14 protein-coding genes are annotated in these 16,053 nt (G+C 58.5%); 6 read left to right on the top strand and 8 right to left on the bottom strand.

Annotated elements, in window-relative coordinates; genetic code table 11:
- Window position 1: 1 nt before the first annotated feature.
- The 8 genes from JZX88_RS16380 to JZX88_RS16345 all read right to left on the bottom strand — a co-directional run bounded on the left by JZX88_RS16380 (window position 2) and on the right by JZX88_RS16345 (window position 9,882).
- Window positions 2–805 (bottom strand): SDR family NAD(P)-dependent oxidoreductase, encoded by an 804-nt coding sequence (locus JZX88_RS16380; protein ID WP_206914182.1) that lies wholly within the window; start codon window positions 803–805, stop codon window positions 2–4.
- A 76-nt stretch (window positions 806–881) separates the two neighbouring features.
- Window positions 882–1,892, bottom strand: a complete 1,011-nt coding sequence (locus JZX88_RS16375) for a TRAP transporter substrate-binding protein (protein ID WP_110758306.1) — start codon at window positions 1,890–1,892, stop codon at window positions 882–884.
- Between the two features lie 67 nt (window positions 1,893–1,959).
- Window positions 1,960–3,837 (bottom strand): TRAP transporter large permease subunit, encoded by a 1,878-nt coding sequence (locus JZX88_RS16370; RefSeq protein ID WP_206914181.1) that lies wholly within the window; start codon window positions 3,835–3,837, stop codon window positions 1,960–1,962.
- A 582-nt stretch (window positions 3,838–4,419) separates the two neighbouring features.
- A complete protein-coding gene (locus JZX88_RS16365; RefSeq protein ID WP_206914180.1) occupies window positions 4,420–5,268 on the bottom strand; it encodes a hypothetical protein in 849 nt (282 codons plus the stop codon).
- A 159-nt stretch (window positions 5,269–5,427) separates the two neighbouring features.
- On the bottom strand, window positions 5,428–6,966 hold the full coding sequence (locus JZX88_RS16360; protein ID WP_206914179.1) for a B12-binding domain-containing radical SAM protein: 1,539 nt from the start codon (window positions 6,964–6,966) through the stop codon (window positions 5,428–5,430).
- A gap of 93 nt (window positions 6,967–7,059) precedes the next feature.
- On the bottom strand, window positions 7,060–7,542 hold the full coding sequence (locus JZX88_RS16355) for a hypothetical protein (RefSeq protein WP_174032194.1): 483 nt from the start codon (window positions 7,540–7,542) through the stop codon (window positions 7,060–7,062).
- A 41-nt stretch (window positions 7,543–7,583) separates the two neighbouring features.
- Window positions 7,584–8,510 (bottom strand): prohibitin family protein, encoded by a 927-nt coding sequence (locus JZX88_RS16350; protein WP_174032192.1) that lies wholly within the window; start codon window positions 8,508–8,510, stop codon window positions 7,584–7,586.
- Window positions 8,511–8,781: 271 nt separating this feature from the next.
- The gene (locus JZX88_RS16345) at window positions 8,782–9,882 is read right to left on the bottom strand and encodes a citrate synthase/methylcitrate synthase (RefSeq protein WP_174032188.1); all 1,101 of its coding nucleotides are present in this window, start codon (window positions 9,880–9,882) and stop codon (window positions 8,782–8,784) included.
- A 94-nt stretch (window positions 9,883–9,976) separates the two neighbouring features.
- Between JZX88_RS16345 and JZX88_RS16340 the strand changes: the two genes are divergently transcribed.
- The 6 genes from JZX88_RS16340 (at window position 9,977) to mctP (ending at window position 15,824) form a co-directional block, all read left to right on the top strand.
- Window positions 9,977–11,158, top strand: a complete 1,182-nt coding sequence (locus JZX88_RS16340; protein WP_246753492.1) for a citrate synthase family protein — start codon at window positions 9,977–9,979, stop codon at window positions 11,156–11,158.
- A 143-nt stretch (window positions 11,159–11,301) separates the two neighbouring features.
- Window positions 11,302–11,913, top strand: coding sequence for a 3'-5' exonuclease (locus JZX88_RS16335; protein WP_206914177.1), 612 nt, complete (start codon window positions 11,302–11,304; stop codon window positions 11,911–11,913).
- 115 nt (window positions 11,914–12,028) lie between these two features.
- Window positions 12,029–13,399: a cache domain-containing protein gene (locus tag JZX88_RS16330; protein ID WP_206914250.1), complete on the top strand. Its 1,371-nt coding sequence runs from the start codon at window positions 12,029–12,031 to the stop codon at window positions 13,397–13,399.
- On the top strand, window positions 13,396–14,040 hold the full coding sequence (locus JZX88_RS16325; protein WP_142856502.1) for a response regulator transcription factor: 645 nt from the start codon (window positions 13,396–13,398) through the stop codon (window positions 14,038–14,040). The genes JZX88_RS16330 and JZX88_RS16325 overlap by 4 nt, the downstream gene beginning before the upstream one ends.
- 115 nt (window positions 14,041–14,155) lie before the next feature.
- Window positions 14,156–14,359, top strand: a complete 204-nt coding sequence (locus tag JZX88_RS16320) for a DUF3311 domain-containing protein (protein ID WP_110758290.1) — start codon at window positions 14,156–14,158, stop codon at window positions 14,357–14,359.
- Window positions 14,349–15,824 carry a monocarboxylate uptake permease MctP gene (gene mctP / locus JZX88_RS16315; protein ID WP_110758289.1) on the top strand — a complete coding sequence of 492 codons (1,476 nt, stop codon included), beginning with the start codon at window positions 14,349–14,351 and terminating at the stop codon, window positions 15,822–15,824. Before JZX88_RS16320 ends, mctP begins: the two co-directional genes overlap by 11 nt.
- Window positions 15,825–16,053 lie beyond the last annotated feature (229 nt).

The raw sequence follows: 16,053 nt of genomic DNA, 5'->3' as shown, positions 1-16,053 counted from the left end.
TTCAGGAAAACGCCCCCACAGCGCAGCTTTGCCCGCCATCGACAGGCAAACAGATGCCGGTGATGAACTTCGCTTCATCGGATGCCAGAAAGGCGGCGGCGCGGGCGATATCGAAGGCATCGCCCATGCGGCCCACCGGAACTGCGGCATTGCGCGCCGCCACCATGTCTTCCACTGTGGCATACTGGCTGCTGATCTGCTTGTAGATCAGCGGGGTGTCGATCATGCCGGGAAGAATGCAATTGGCGCGAATGCCCTGCCGGGCATATTGCATGGCCAGCGCCACGGTCGCCTGATTGACGGCGGCCTTCATGGCGTAATAGGCAAAATAGGGATAGCCGGTCCAGCGAATGGAGGCGAGTGAGGAAATATTGACGATGGCCCCGCCGCCCTGCGCCAGCATTACCGGCAATACGGCCTTTGCAGTGCGATAAACGGAGCCGATGTTGAGATCGACCGAGGCGCGAAAACGATCCTCGTCCAGCTCGACCGGGCCGCCCATATGGGTCACGCCGACATTATTATGCAGAATATCGATGCCGCCAAAGGCTTCACAGGTAAGGGCAACGGCGTCCGATACGGACAGTAGCTCGGTGACATCTGCCGCAACCGCGATCGTCTCGAAACCTTCGTCGCGAATGAGCTGTGCCGTCTCTTCGGCGGCGTCGGCGGAGAGATCGACGCATGCCACGCGCGCGCCTTCGCGGGCAAATTGCACGGCGGCAGCCTTGCCATTGCCAAAACCCGGACCCGATGATCCTGCGCCGAACACAAGCGCGCGTTTTCCCGTCAGGCGACCTGTCAAAACAGTCTCCATTCCAATCGTCAGATATAGTCGGGTTGGCCCCGCTACGGGCGGGGCCAGTTATTCAGCGGACCGCTCAGGTCAGGCTGGCGCCAACGGCCTTTTCGAGAATGGCCCAGGCCTCATCGCCGTACTTGCCCTTCCACTCGGAATAGAAGCCTGCCTCTTTCAGCGCGGCGCGGAAGAGCGTCGCATCCGTGTCGTTGAAGGTCATGCCCTTGGAAATGAGGTCTTCCTGCACCGAGGCATTCAGCTTCGCCACATCGGCGCGTTCATCCTTGCCGGACTGGTTGAGGTTTTTGGCGACGATGGCGCGCAGATCGTCCGGCAGGCGCTCCCAGGCGCGCTTGTTGGCCAGGAACCAGAAACCGTCCCACATGTGGTTGGTGACCGAGCAGAATTTCTGCACTTCGAACAGCTTGGCGGTGGAAATGATCGCCAGCGGGTTTTCCTGGCCATCGACCACGCCGGTCTGCAGCGCGGTGTAGACTTCGGCGAAGTTGATTGAGGCCGGGGCCGATTTGAAGGCCTTGAACATCGATGTCCAGAGCGGGCTTACCGGCACGCGGATCTTGAAGCTTTCGAGGTCGGCCGGTGTGGCGATGGGCTTGGACGCGCTGGTGATCTGGCGGAAGCCGTTATCCCAGATGGTATCCATGGCAACGAGGTTCTGCTTGGCGATTTCACCGCGCACATATTTGCCGAGGTCGCCATCCATGGCGGCCCACACGGAATCGTAGTTCGGAAAGGCGAAGCCAATGCCACTGATGGAGGCATTCGGCACCAGTGTCGACAGGATCAGCGGCGAGAGCGTGAAGAACTCAACGCCGCCGGACCGCACCTGGCTCAAAACGTCCGTATCAGCGCCCAGCTGGCTGCTGGGGAAGATGCTGATATTCACCTGCCCATCGGTTTCCTTGGCGATACGGTCTGCGGCCTCCTTGGCGCGGATGTTCATGGGGTGCGCGGCAGGCAGGTTGTTGGCATATTTATAATTGTATTGGGCAGCGCGGGCGCGTGACACGAAGGCGGTGGCCAGAACGGCGGAACCGGCACCGGCGAGCATGGTACGTCTGTTGATATTCATTGCTTTCTCCTCCCAAATAAAGCATGCGATCGTTAATCGGCATGGCGGGCAGGTCCCCGCCATGGTCTCAGAGCAGAATTGTCGAAAAGCCCGGAACGGCGGCAATCAGCAACAGGCCGATGACCATGGCCGCGAGATAGGGCCAGATGGCGCCCATGGCTTCATCGGGCGAGACATTGCCGATCTTGCAGGCGATATAGAAGCCGATGCCGATCGGCGGTGCCATCAGGCCGATATTCATGGCGACCACCACGACCATCGAATAATGGATGTCGTTGATGCCGAGCGTGCGGGCAATGGGGAACATGATCGGTGCGAGCAGAACGATCGCCGGCAGACCTTCCAGCACGCAGCCCAGGATCATGAAGATCAGGATCGACACGATCATATAGGTTATCCAGCCGCCCGGCAGATCGGTGATCATGGCGGTGAGCTGGAAGGCAAAGCCGCTCTGGGTCAGCCCCCAGGCCATGGCCGAAGCGCAGCCGAGGATCAACAGGATGGCGCCGGAAAGGGCCGCCGTCTCCACCAGCATGGAATAGAGCTTCTTGAGGCTGATGCCGCCATAAAGCACCGCGCCGATGATCATGGCGTAGAGCACGGCGATAGTGGAGACTTCGGTTGCCGTCGCCACGCCGCCGCCCACCAGGCTGCGGATGAGGAAAGGCAGGACCAGCGCCGGGGCGGCAATCAGGGCTGCCTTGCCCACCAGCGGCCATGGGGTGCGCCTTGCGCCTTCCATGTTCTCATGCCGCGCCTTCCAGCGGGCCAAAACGGCCAGCACCAGAAGCAGCACCATGGCAATCATGAAACCGGAGGTGAACAGACCGGCAATCGATACGCCCGCCGCAGAACCGAGAACGATCAGCACGATGGATGGCGGAACCGTATCGGCCATGGCCGCACCGGTGGCCAAAAGCGCGATCATTTCCTTGGGCTTGTGGCCGCGGCGCTTCATTTCCGGAAACAGCGCCGGTGCGACGGTCGCCATATCCGAGACCTTGGAGCCGGAAATGCCCGAGACCAGAAACAGCGAGCCGAGCAGTACATAGGACATGCCGGCGCGGATATGGCCGAACATCGAGGACAGGAGCTCGACGATCGCCTTGCCCATGCCGGTGGCATCGAGCACACAGCCCAGCAGCACGAAAACCGGCACCGACAGCAGAATGATGCCCGACATGCCCTCATCCATACGCCCGATCATCACGATGGTCGGAACCCAGGTGGCGAAGGTCAGGTAGGCGAGGGTTCCAAGACCGAAGCAGAAGGCGATCGGCACGCCCAGCACCAGAAACACGGCCACGAACAGGCCGAGGAAGATCGCCAGATTGAAATTGCCGAAGGTTTCGAGCACCGGCGATACCAGATAGAGCAGGCCGGAAGCGACCGCGACAGTGACAACGGCCACGATGATGTCGCGCAATTTCTCCCTGCGGAAGAGATTGTTGAAAACCAGCAGCAGCATAAGACACGCGCCAAATGGCAGAGCCGCAGCGCGGAAGGTCATGGGAATATTGAGCGCGGCCGAGGTGACCACCCACTCCTCGATGGCATATTCGATAGCGGGCTTAATGATCGCCGCCAGAAATGTCGCCACCAGCACCAGGGCAAGTGAATTGATGTAGCCCAGAAAACGCTGCGGAAACATGTTGAGAAATAGCGTCAGACGCAGGTGCTCGCTGCGATCAATGGCAATTGCCGCGCCCAGCATGGCAAACCACAGGAAGCACAACGACGCCATTTCATCGATCCAGACGATGGGCAGATGTAAGGCATAGCGCGATGTCACACCCAGCAGAAGCAGGCCAATCATCACGGCCAACAGCACGGCTGCGACGGCCTCAATCGGTCGCATGAACCACGAGCCCGTCACCGGCTCCGTGTGCAATAACTCGCCATCGAGTACAAATACGTCGTCATCTGTGCTTGCGGTCATGGTCATTGGGGCCTCCTCTCCCGCAGAACAACCTTCGCAATGGATGGTAGCCAGCAAAACAGGCCGTCCATGCCGCAACCGCGACACTATCTGTTGTTGCCAGGCTGGTCAGACCCCTCCGAAAGTCTGAACGTATCGGTATATTGCCTCCACAATATGGACCGTTACAAAACCATGTATTCGGGATACACAGGAAATTTGACGAAATCAACAGTAAATAGGCGGATTTGTGTAGTTTATTCGTGTGCCCATAAGGTCCATATAGTGGATCATACTTAATATTGTTGCGCGTCCATCGGTAAAGGCGATGCGACAAAGGATACATTCGCAAGTGCCTGACGCGGTCTGGGTCCGCGTGCTTCCAGAATGGTTCACCCGCTTTTATTGCAGGCTTGCAGAATGATCCGACAGCTGTCGCAAGAGGGAGGTGTCCTCTGACTAGCCTGCTGGTCTATTGGCTAATGGGTGAGTGGCAATTATGGCGGGTGTCCGTCGAGGGTACCGGAATGGCCGTGCCGCCTGCTTTCTTACCCGAGTCGACATATGGTCGGGTGTCGGGCGGCAAGTTCGGAACTGTTCTGGTGAAGGTCAATATTCCCGTTTCAGACCGCGAGGAACCACGTAGACTTTGCCGTCATATGTCACCTGGATTTTCCTGATCTGCTTCTTTTCGTCGAAGCTCTCGCATTGCCCATCCGGCATGACCTTGAAAATGCTGGGTGCTTCGGTCTCCGTCACGACAATATCGGCGGCTCCCCCGTGGGTTCGTCTGGCCATGGTCAGTATGCGCGTCGTTGTCTGGAAATTTCCTGCACAAGTGGTATCCCACTCTCCCACATTTTCCCGAACGACGATATTGTCGAGAACGGAGCGCAGGTGTTCGCCGTCGATCGTGTAGAGCCGTAATGTGGTGTCGCCGAAAGGGTTGGCTCTGGAAGAGCCTTCGGTCTCGATCCGTATGCCGAAGGCTGTTTTGCCGGGTGCCAGCTGGTAGCGGGCGGTATCGAAGGTCATGCCGCGGATTCTGATCGCGTCATCGTTCATTATCCCTTTCACTCGCAGCCTTTGCCTGAGCTGGAGTGACTTGTTTTCAACGACGAGTATGTCCAGGTCTCCCTCGTTTTCGTAGTCTGAAAGCTTCGTCATCAAGGGTACGGCAACCAGCATGAGGTCCGGATTGGCGGGCCAGAGCCGGCACACGATGACGTGCGGATCACTGCCGATGAAGGTATCGGCGGCCAACCTCAGTGTCGCGTTGCCAATATTGAATTCCAACTCGGTGGTCTTCTGAGCAGCTGGATAGGCTTGGTGGATAATATCCTCGCCGTGGGTGCCGCATTCGTTCTCTGCCGCAGCCGATATGTCGGCGCTGAAAAACACGGTGCTGAAGACCAGGAGCCCGGAAAATATCCACTTTGTTAGATGAGCTTTCCTCATCGGCGCTTTCCTTCCCGTTCATACCCTGTCTTGGATGAAGACGTCGGCGACAAGGCAATCCTGCGAATGTTCTCTGGCATGGAAAATCCGGACTGGGAACGGCCCGCCGAATAGGCTGACGCATACCCGAAGCACTCCCTGCGTGATCTCATTGCAAGGCTACAACACCGCCGTTCGGCCAACCCCTGTGGGGCTGGATGCCTGTTCTGCATCCGTCGGAAGACCTGCTTTTTTGCTGTCCCTGCGCAACCATTCACCGAGGGGCATCTGTGGATGAGCATGCGGCGGGCTTTGCAGAAATTCAACGATCTCGGCCCGCCAGACACGGAAACTGTTACGGAAACACCAGCGAAGATCGGCTCTGATGTCCTTGTCGGGATGTGCAAGGATACGCAACAATGTTCCCGGGCGCAGGTGAACCGCCACTTCCATCAGCTTGACCAGCCAAAAGACGGAACGTGTGGAGAGATACCTTGAGGCAAGAAGCTGATGCCGGTAGTCCCATTTGGCGGGATCGGTTTGAACGACACCACGCTCGTTGTTCTCCGCCGCCCAGTCCGACCACCTGTGTGGCGTGACATACATGGCATTGACGAGATCTGGATCGTAGAGCGCGATCTGGCGGATGGCGCGGCCGTAATCGGCGAGACGTTCCTCTTCGAAACCAACGATGTGGCCAAGCATGGACAGGATGCCGTGTTGACGCAGAAGCTTTACGGCCTGCTGGTCGTCCTTCGTCGTGGAGCCCTTGCGGATTGCCTCAAGCGTTGCGGGATCCGTTGTCTCGATTCCCATGAGGATGCAGGTCATGCCCGCACGTCGCATGAGCGGCAAAAGATCTGCGTCGCGTACTATATCGGTGGCCCGAATCGTCGCAAACAGGCGGACTGGCACGTTTTGTTCGATAAGCGCTTCGAGAAATTCCCGCCACAACCGTTTAGAAGACGTAGGGTTCTCGTCGGCTAGGGTTACGAAACCGATGCCGTGCTGGCGGTGAAGCCAGCCGATTTCAGCGGCAACGGCTCCGGGAGAACGGTAACGCCATTTGCTCCAAAACTGGTACTGGCCGCAATAGCTGCACACATGCGGACAGCCGCGGGAAAACTGGATGATGGCAGCCCGGCCTCGCCCGAAACACTGATAGTCGTCCCAATTTTCGATGAGTTCCCAGCCAATGCGCTGTTCGTCCAGTTTGGTGATCAGCGCCGCAGACGGATTTTCACGAATGGAACCATCCTGCTGACGCCAGGTGATGCCGTTCACCCGGATGAGCGGATTGCCCTGCGCAATGGCCGCTGCAAGATCAGTCACTGCTGTTTCGCCTTCACCGCGGATGATGATGTCGACATCTGCCGCGGACTGAAGAATATCGGCAGCGTGATAGGTAGGGTAAACGCCTCCGTAAACCGTTACGGCCTGAGGGGAGATGCGTTTTGAGGTGGCCAGTGTTTCCAGGCAGGCTCGATGCGCCGGCGTCGAGCCTGCGTGACCGGTCATGACCATATCGGGTGCGAAAGCGCGTATTGCCCGTTCAATATCCTGTTGAGACAGGTGATGACGTTCTGCGTCGAGAAGGTTCACCACATGACCTGCATCAATGAGCGGGCCGCCAATACACAGGAGCCCAAAAGGAATCTGGTGCCCGGTACCTTTCGACGACAGTGAGATGTAGGGAGGATTGATCAGCAGGATGCGCATCGGGTCCGTCCTTGTTTCAATGGGTAGCGCGGCATCGGCCTGCGTGGTCTGAACCTGCCGGGCGTATGAGACTGGCGGAGGATATACCCGTTTTCATGTCGCTTTCCCTGCCCTTGCTTCCCGGGAAACCGATGACACTCGTTTCGCCACAGGTTTTACGAACAGATCGTTGATCGGTTGACCCCGTTTGTTGTTCTCACGCCACAGCCGCACCATCATCCACAATAGCCCTGCCAAGCCCGGCAAGCTGATGAGTGGTGCCAAGATGAAATGCCCGGCCACGAACAACAGCAGGAACCACAATATGAGACGACTGAGAGGGCCGGCGTGTCGCAAGCAGAACCACCAGATCGGAGCAAGAGCGAAGGTAGCAACGGGGACGAAACCGAACATCGCGGCATAACCGCACCCTCCCTCGAAACACGACCCGAAGGCATCCGGATTGAAGAGATGGAGAAGCATCGCCAGCATGAATGCAGAAATGAAGGCTATCACCACGGCCAGCAGAAATAGCTCTCCGGCATGGCTGCGCGGTGCTGTTGGTGATTGTTTACCATCCTCAGGTTTTGCTGGCACGGTATGCGTTTTCTCCGAACCGGAGGCCGCCTTGCGGTTAGCTATTCGGCCTCCCCGTTACGATGGGAAGCTGTCTTCTCGTCGAGATTGATCATCGGCAAGGCACCATTCGGCAACATGGTTGTGGGCAGGCGGCCGTCCCATTTTTCGGCCTGGGTGAGGGAGACAAGGCCGGGATTGTCGCGGAGCGCGTCACCGCGCGCCTTTATCGCCTGCGCTTCGGCATCGCCCCGAAGGCGTATCGCCTCGGCATCCGCCTGTGCCTGCAACCGGACCGCATCCGCCTGCGCCTGGGCTTCGGCACGTCGGGCATCCGCGTCGGCATTGGCGCGCGTGACGGTAATTTCCGCCTGCACCTTTTCCCGTTCGGCATTTTGCCGCAATTTCTGGACTTCGACCTCGGCGAGCATACGCTGCTCTATGCTTGCCTCGTAGGCATCGGAAAAATCAATGTTCTCGATCTGGACGCTGTCGACGATCACCGGTCCCCGCACGCTGTCCTGGATCGCCTGCGCGATCTCCTGATTGAGGCGTCCGCGTTCCTGTATGGCGGTGACGGCATTGAAGCGTCCGAAGACCGTCTTGCTTTCCTCAAAGACCTTGCGTTCGACAAGACGACCCAGAAGTCCTTCCTCGGAGCCGTATTGTTCATAGACGGAAGCAACCTGATCGACGGGAATGCGATAGTTGACCGAAAGTTTGACCGTCGCTGGCTGCTGGTCGCGGCTGTAGGCCTCCATGTGTTCATAAACCTTCGATTGCGATTGCACGGAAATGCGGACGATCGAATCGATGACGGGAAGTTTGAAACCAAGACCGGGCTCTGCCGTTCCCGCGATCGCGCCATATCTCAGGATGACGCCGCGCTCGCCTTGATCGATCGTATACCACGAACCGAAGACGATGCTCAGCGCTGCAAGGCCAACAATTCCAAGAATGGCGGAGGGAATGAAGGAGGTTATTTTCACTCAAGACGTCCTGATTGTTTCAACCATAAAGGGCATAAAGTGTCTTTTGCGAAAATAAAAGCCACTTGGAATAATCAGGATATTTTTCCCGCCCGCAGGGCCCCGCATGTACGGGGTTGGCCGGTATTGGGGTCATTGTCCCGACACGGTCAAACGGGAGCGATCACCTTGCGTCAGGAGGGAGGCGGCTCACGGTCGCCTCCCAGCGAAAATGTTGCGTTCCTGACTGGAAATATCGATTCGGCCCCCGCGTGTTGTCAGGGTCCAAACCTCATCTCGGCTGCGGGCCGATGTAGCGGGATTGCGGGCGAATGAGGCGCCCTGTGCGCTCCTGTTCCAATACATGGGCGGTCCAGCCCGCCATACGCCCGGCCGCAAAGACATTGGTAAAGCTGTCGCGCGGAAAACCCACCGCTTCCAGCACGAGTGCGGTATAGAATTCGACATTGGTCTGCAGAGGACGCAGAGGCTTCTTTTCCTTCAGAAGCGCCAGTGCCGCTTCCTCCACTTTACCCGCAAAGGCAATGCGGTCGGAGCCCTCCTTCAGGCTGGAAACGGCATGTTTCAGCACGTCGGCACGTGGGTCACGCACACGGTAGATCCGGTGGCCGAATCCCATAAGACGTTCTCCGCGCCCCAGCGCATCCAGCAGCCATGGTTCGATTTCCGCCTCGGTGCCAATGGCGTCCAGCATATCCAGTACCGGGCCCGGTGCACCGCCGTGAAGAGGTCCCTTCAAGGCGCAAAGCGCACCAACGACCGATGAAAACAGCCCGGCCCCGGTCGAGGCGATTACCCGGGCGGTGAAGGTGGAAGCATTCAGCCCGTGATCGGCAACGGTGGTCAGATATGTATCAAGGGCTCGCACCTTCTCCGTCGAAGGCAATGTGCCGGACAGCATTCGCAGGAAATCCGCAGAATGGGCAAGCGACGCATCGGGTGCTATCGGCGCAAGTTCCTGCCTGTTGCGGATGATGGCTGCGGCAAAGACCGGCACGGCTGCGACAGCCATTATGTGATGCGGGGTGGTTTCATCATCCGGCAACGAAGACAACAGAAGACGCAAGGCCTCGACGGAGGTGAGGGCGGACAGGCCCGGAAGCAGAAGCTGCATGCGTTCGAATGTGCGCTGCCGCGCCTTGCCCAGTTGCGAACGAATGTCCTGGGCTGTGATCTTCACCGCCGTCTGCCCGGACCACAGGAGTTCCAGCACCTGTTCGAAAGACCAGTCAGCCAGTTCCGTCAGGTGATGGCCTCGAACGACAAGCTCGCCCGCCTGCCCGTCCACATGACTGAGCATGGTTTCGGCGGCAACGACATCATCGAGACCGGGAGCCGGGCTTTTGCCGACAAGCGCAGGGGTGGCGGACATGGTCATTCTCCTCATTCAATGTGAAACATGCTTGAGGATGCTGCGGTGCACATATATGGTCAATCTTGATTCATATAATCAATACGAGATCATCATGCGGCACTCCGACAAGTTCATGACCGCCGATCGCGCTGCGGCCGAGTTGGGCATCAGTCGTGCAACGCTTTACGCCTATGTAAGCCGTGGATTGATCCACACGAGTGACGCAGCCGACGATCCGCGCCGCAGGCTCTACAGCGCGCACGACATTGAAGCGCTGAAGAAGAGGAAAAACGTTGGACGGCGTCCCCGGCAGGTGGCTGCCGCTGCGCTTGACTGGGGGCTGCCCGTGCTCGAGTCCGCCATTACCGAAATTGCGGAGGGCCGGTTACGCTATCGCGGTCAGGACGCTCTTGCTCTTTCGCAGGCGGCGAGCCTTGAGGATGTCGCCCGGCTGCTATGGGATTGCGGCGAAGCTGATCCATTCGATGATGTAAAGGCTGTTCCGACGCTGTGGCCACAGCCCGTGCTCGACCATGTCGGAAATCTGCCACTGACAGAGCGATGCCAGGCGCTTCTTCCGCTTGTGGAAGCCGGCCGCGTGACCGCCTGGCGGCGTGACAACCGACGTCTCTGGCCTGGGGCCGCAGCCATGTTGCGGGGTGTCGCCGGTGCCTGCACCTCGAGCCAACCGAAGACGCAGGCGGTTCACCTGTTCCTCGCGCACGCATGGCAGGCGGATGCGGCAGGCGCGGATCTCATTCGCCGGGCCCTCGTGCTGCAGGCCGATCACGAACTCAATGCCTCGGCATTTGCGGTGCGCGTCGTCGCTTCGACGGGAGCATCGCTGGGCGCGTGCCTGTATGCGGGGCTTTCCGCGCTGAGCGGCCCCCTGCATGGCGGCATGACAAGCCTTGTCGAACTTTTATTCGACGAGCTGGAGCGATATGGGGATGTAGAGCGGGTCATCGACGAGCGCCTGCGCCGGGGTGAAGCCATTCCCGGCTTTCATCATCCGCTCTATCCGGACGGTGACCCACGAGCGACTGGCCTGCTGCCCTATCTCCCGCCGGATGCGCAACGCGACGAGCTTCTTAAAATGATGAACGACACTGCCGGGCAACTGCCGACCTGCGATGTGGCGCTCGTCAGCCTCCGGCGAAGCCTGAAGCTGCCGCGCGGTGCGGCACTCGCACTTTTTGCCGTCGCGCGAACTGTCGGCTGGGTCGCCCATGCGCTGGAGCAGAAGCTGGATGACAAGCTGATCCGACCCCGGGCCCGTTATGTGGGGCAATAGGCGGAAGGTTTTACCCCTGTAGGCACGGTGTTTTCAAAATTTATGCCTGTTCGTTTGTCCGCAATGCGCCAAGAGCCGCCATTGCCATTCTCTTGATCGGTAATAGTGTGGGAGCGAAGCGATCCGATTGGCGAGCAGGGCACATGAAAACAGCTATCGTCTTCGACTGTGAATTTCTCTGCATACAGGGTTCTCAAAGCCGGTTCTGGTGTGGGGCGATCGACCCTGATCCTGTCATTGCCCAGATCGGCGCGGTCAGGATCGGACTTGAAGCCGGCTTCCCCATTCTGGAAACCTTCAAAGCCTACGTCACGCCGGTTGACCGGCATGACGACAAATATGCGCTTGATCCATACTTCGTAAATCTGACCGGAATTACCGAAGAACAGATCGATCAGCAGGGCACAAGCCTTCAGGAGGCGCTGTCGGGTCTGGAGAATTTCTCGGAAGGAGCAGGCTTCTGGTCCTGGGGAAAGGACGAGCTGAATATGCTCGCGATCAGTTGTTATATAGCGGGCATAAGCCCACCGATTCCCGCGTCCCGCTTCGATAACGCGGTCAAGCTTTTGCTTGCTGCCGGCATGCCCGTGGAGGACCTGGCAAGAACACCAAGCAACAGACTTGCGGATTATTATGATGTCGATCATCCCGTCCTGAGAGGGCACGATGCCTTGGATGATGCCCTGTCGGTTGCCTATACTCTTCAGCACCTTCTGCGTTGCGGGAAACTGCAGGTCTCGGCCTTTGACCGATAGGGTCAAACGCTGCCGTTCGGCGATGGCAATGGTCTGGAAGAAAAACTAAATCATGTGCTGGTTCTCACCAGGCAAAAGCCCCCGGGCTCCGCAGATAGAAGGTACTATTACGTCGATGAACCTCCGGCAGCAGATCATAGCCCTTTCCATTCTGCCGCTGGTGCTGGCGGTATTTGCCATCACGGCTTTCATCACATGGCAGTCCAGAACCCTGGCCGAGAGCAGCATATCGACTTTCGAGCAGAATATGCTGAAAGCCAAGGAAAGCGAAATCGTTCATCTCACCTATGTGGCCATGTCTGCCGTCCGCGGAATCATGGCGCAGGGCGGCCTGTCCGATGACGAGAAGCGGCAGAGGGCGATCGAGCTCATCAAGAGCCTGGACTATGGAGAGGACGGGTATTTCTTCGTCTACGATTATGCCGGAAACAGCATCGTCCATCCCCGACAAAACGAATTCCCGGGCCGCAACTGGCTGGATTTCATCGATCCGGATGGAAAGAAGGTAATTGAAACCCTGATCGCGACGGCGAAGGCGGGCGGCGGTTTCGTTCAATACAAATGGGCGAGGCCTGCAACGGGCCAGATTGGTGACAAGCTGTCCTATGTGGACAAGCTGGATAATTGGCGCTGGATGCTGGGAACCGGCATCTATCTTGATGAGATCCATACCCAGACCGAAGCGGCTCAAACGGATTTTCGCAGCACCATTGGCTGGACATTCAAAATTGTCGCTTTGGTCGCTATTCCGGCGATCCTGCTGGTGTTTGCGACGGGCATGGTCATAACCCTCAGCGAGCGACGGCTTGCCGACCGAAAGCTGCGGCTGCTTACGCAGCGGGTCATCGATACGCAGGAACAGGAACGAACCCGACTTGCCCGCGACCTGCATGACGGGATTTCGCAAAGCCTGGTGGGCGCCCGCTATGCGATGAACCTTGCAGAACGCAAGGTCAAGGCGGGTGACGGCGATGTGTCCGGGGCGATAGAAGGTGGGATCAAGACACTCAACGATGCGATCCGCGATGTTCGCCAGCTGTCGCATGCGTTGAGGCCGCCTCTGCTTGATGATCTGGGGTTGGTAGCGGCGCTGCGCGCCCTGTGTGAGGGCTTTCGTGACAGAACGGGTGTAGATGCCGTTCTGGATGCCAGCTTTTTTGCGGATAATCTGAAGGCCAACGTCAGTACGGCGCTTTACCGCATCGCGCAGGAGGCTCTCACCAATGTCGAGCGCCACGCCGATGCGACCACGGTTTTCATTCGGTTGCGGAGTGAGCGTGGCCGCAGCCGGATGACGATCGGTGATGATGGCGTCGGTTTCGATAGCGCGGGAACCGCTGCACAGGGCCTCGGCTTGCGTAACATGCAAGAACGGGTGGCGCATTTCCGTGGCGTTCTGCTGATCAAAAGTGATGAGAAGGGAACCATGTTAACTGTCTTGACGCCGCTCTCTGCCCATCGCGACCCTGCGGAGTCGGCGGCATGACGAAATCCGGCCCCATCAACGTCCTGCTTGTCGACAATCATCCCGTGGTTCTGGATGGGCTCCGGGCCATTCTCCAGACCTATGCCCATCTGAATGTCGCAGGGACCGCCGCAGATGCACAGGCCGGGCTTGAAATGGCCGCAGCCCTTCATCCGGATGTCGTTCTGCTGGATATAAATATGCCGAAAATCAATGGCATAGAGGCAATCAGCCTGTTCAAAAGCGCCCTGCCGGCATGTGGCGTCATCATGCTTTCCATGCATGACGACAAGGAATACATCTCCTCCTCAGTGCTGCGCGGCGCTTCCGGTTATATTCTGAAGGACGTTTCGACTGACGAGATCGCAGCGGCTATCGAAGCGGTGGCGAAAGGCGGCACCTATTTCTCTTCCGGTGTCGCCGACGCCATATTGGAGACGGCGCGCGTCGATGAAGCCGAGCCTCTGACCACGCGGGAGCGCGACGTGCTGCGGGAGCTGGTCGCCGGGAAAAACAATCGCGAAATTGCCGATGTTCTGGGCATCACCCTGGCGACTGCCGAAACCCATCGAAAGCACCTGAAAAAGAAGCTAGGGCTGAAATCGACGGCGGAACTGGTGCGTTATGCGCTTGATCGGGGGATCGGCGTCCTGAGGCCATAACGCCGTTACCCACTTCTGGGTAGGCGCTTTCAGGTTTGCCGGCCGCGCGATTGCAGCCACAGGTCAATCACCCTACCACCTCCCGGATGTACACGCCAAATCGGGAGGAACCACAATGGCGAAACCATCCCCGGGCAAGAAAGCGGCTTTGTCGCTTCTTGCCCTTCCTTATATCGGACTTCTCTGGGTCCCCTTCTACAATTTCGAAAAACCGTCTCTTTTCGGCTTTCCCTTTTTTTACTGGTATCAGCTGGCCTGGGTGCCGCTGACCGCTTGCATCACTTATATCGCTTATCGGAGTGTGCGCGATGACGACTGAGATCGACGTCACGGCGCTGTCCGTCTTCACCTTCTTCTTCGTTCTGGTCACCATGCTCGGCTTCGTGGCATCCCGCTGGCGCAAGCCCAAAGATCTCGACAATATCGATGAATGGGGCCTGGGAGGCCGGTCTTTCGGCACCTGGATCACCTGGTTTCTGGTCGGAGGCGACTTTTATACCGCCTATACGATTATCGCCGTGCCGGCGCTTGTCTATGTCGTGGGTGCTTACGGGTTTTTCGCCCTGCCTTACACGATTATCGTCTATCCCTTCGTTTTCGCGGTCATGCCACTCCTCTGGAAGCGCGCGCGAGACGCGGGTTATGTGACAGCCGGCGACATCGTCCATGGCCAGTTCGGCTCGCGTGCCCTTGAACTGGCGGTTGCCGCGACCGGCGTCGTCGCCACCATGCCCTATATCGCCTTGCAGCTGATCGGCATGACGGCTGCGCTCAAGGCGCTGGGTCTTCACGGGGAAATCCCGCTGTCCATCGCCTTTATCATCCTGGCGCTTTACACCTATTCGGCAGGGTTGCGCGCGCCGGCGCTGATCGCCTTCGTCAAGGACATCATGATCTATATCGTGGTGATCGTTGCCGTCCTGCTCATTCCGTCCAAGCTCGGCGGTTATGAAAACGTCTTCGCATCCGCCAAGGCTGCATTTGATGCCAAGGGCACCGGCAGCCTGTTGCTTGGCGGAAACCAATATGTCGCCTATGCGACCCTGGCCTTGGGTTCGGCGCTGGCCGCGTTCATGTACCCCCACACCCTGACGGGCATATTCGCATCCAACAGCGCCAACACGATCCGGAAGAACGCGGTGCTTTTGCCGGCCTATACGCTTCTGCTCGGCCTGCTGGCGCTGCTTGGTTATATGGGGCACGCTGCAGGCCTGAAGCTGGATAGTCCGAACGACGTCGTGCCGGCCCTGTTTCAGACGCTGTTTCCGAGCTGGTTTGCGGGCTTCGCTTTCGCTGCGATCGCGATTGGCGCATTGGTTCCGGCAGCCGTCATGAGCATTGGTGCCGCCAACCTGTTTACCCGCAACTTCTGGAAGGCTTACGTTAATCCCAGCGTGACCACGGAAGGGGAAGCCAAGGTCGCCAAACTGTCGTCGCTGGTCGTCAAGGTTGGGGCCTTGCTGGTCATTCTTCTCCTGCCAACGCAGTTCGCCCTCGATCTGCAATTGCTGGGCGGCATATGGATCCTGCAGACACTGCCGGCGCTGATCTTTGGTCTTTATTCCAGTTGGTTCCGTGCGCCAGCGTTGCTGGCCGGATGGATTACAGGCTTTGTCGGCGGAACATACCTTGTCTGGGACGCGGGCTGGAAACCCCTGCACGCCATCAGTCTGGGTGGTGAGCCATTCACCGTCTACACGGGGTTGCTTGCCCTGGCTGCGAACATCGCAATCACATGCGTGGTCAATGTGGCCCTTCGTTCCGCAAAGCCTCTGTCGGTCTGAGGAGCGAACCCTGCAAGCCGCCTTCAGGGCGGCTTGCAGGGGCTCTGCCTAAATTGTGCCCGGAAACGGAGCCCAGTGATGATCGCGATGGTAGACAGCACTCATCCATGAACGCTGAACCGCGATCGGCCGCCTATGAACAGGGCGGATGAGTTTTCATACCTGAAAGCGGCTCTCAGTTGTCGTGAAGCGATGCCGCGGCAGACTGGGCGCCTGCCGCGGCTGATGC

Source organism: Agrobacterium sp. OT33 (genome assembly GCF_017313365.1).
GTDB lineage: Bacteria > Pseudomonadota > Alphaproteobacteria > Rhizobiales > Rhizobiaceae > Agrobacterium > Agrobacterium rhizogenes_A.
Note: the sequence above shows the minus strand (reverse complement) of the source record. Positions and strands in the feature narration are given on the sequence as shown.

Bases quoted from the DNA above. Each gene is read 5' to 3' on its own strand.
- JZX88_RS16375 (WP_110758306.1), bottom strand. From the start codon at position 1,892: ATGAATATCAACAGACGTACCATGCTCGCCGGTGCCGGTTCCGCCGTT.
- JZX88_RS16370 (WP_206914181.1), bottom strand. From the start codon at position 3,837: ATGACCATGACCGCAAGCACAGATGACGACGTATTTGTACTCGATGGC.
- JZX88_RS16365 (WP_206914180.1), bottom strand. From the start codon at position 5,268: ATGAGGAAAGCTCATCTAACAAAGTGGATATTTTCCGGGCTCCTGGTC.
- JZX88_RS16360 (WP_206914179.1), bottom strand. From the start codon at position 6,966: ATGCGCATCCTGCTGATCAATCCTCCCTACATCTCACTGTCGTCGAAA.
- JZX88_RS16345 (WP_174032188.1), bottom strand. From the start codon at position 9,882: ATGTCCGCCACCCCTGCGCTTGTCGGCAAAAGCCCGGCTCCCGGTCTC.
- JZX88_RS16340 (WP_246753492.1), top strand. From the start codon at position 9,977: ATGCGGCACTCCGACAAGTTCATGACCGCCGATCGCGCTGCGGCCGAG.
- JZX88_RS16335 (WP_206914177.1), top strand. From the start codon at position 11,302: ATGAAAACAGCTATCGTCTTCGACTGTGAATTTCTCTGCATACAGGGT.
- JZX88_RS16330 (WP_206914250.1), top strand. From the start codon at position 12,029: ATGAACCTCCGGCAGCAGATCATAGCCCTTTCCATTCTGCCGCTGGTG.
- JZX88_RS16325 (WP_142856502.1), top strand. From the start codon at position 13,396: ATGACGAAATCCGGCCCCATCAACGTCCTGCTTGTCGACAATCATCCC.
- JZX88_RS16320 (WP_110758290.1), top strand. From the start codon at position 14,156: ATGGCGAAACCATCCCCGGGCAAGAAAGCGGCTTTGTCGCTTCTTGCC.
- mctP (WP_110758289.1), top strand. From the start codon at position 14,349: ATGACGACTGAGATCGACGTCACGGCGCTGTCCGTCTTCACCTTCTTC.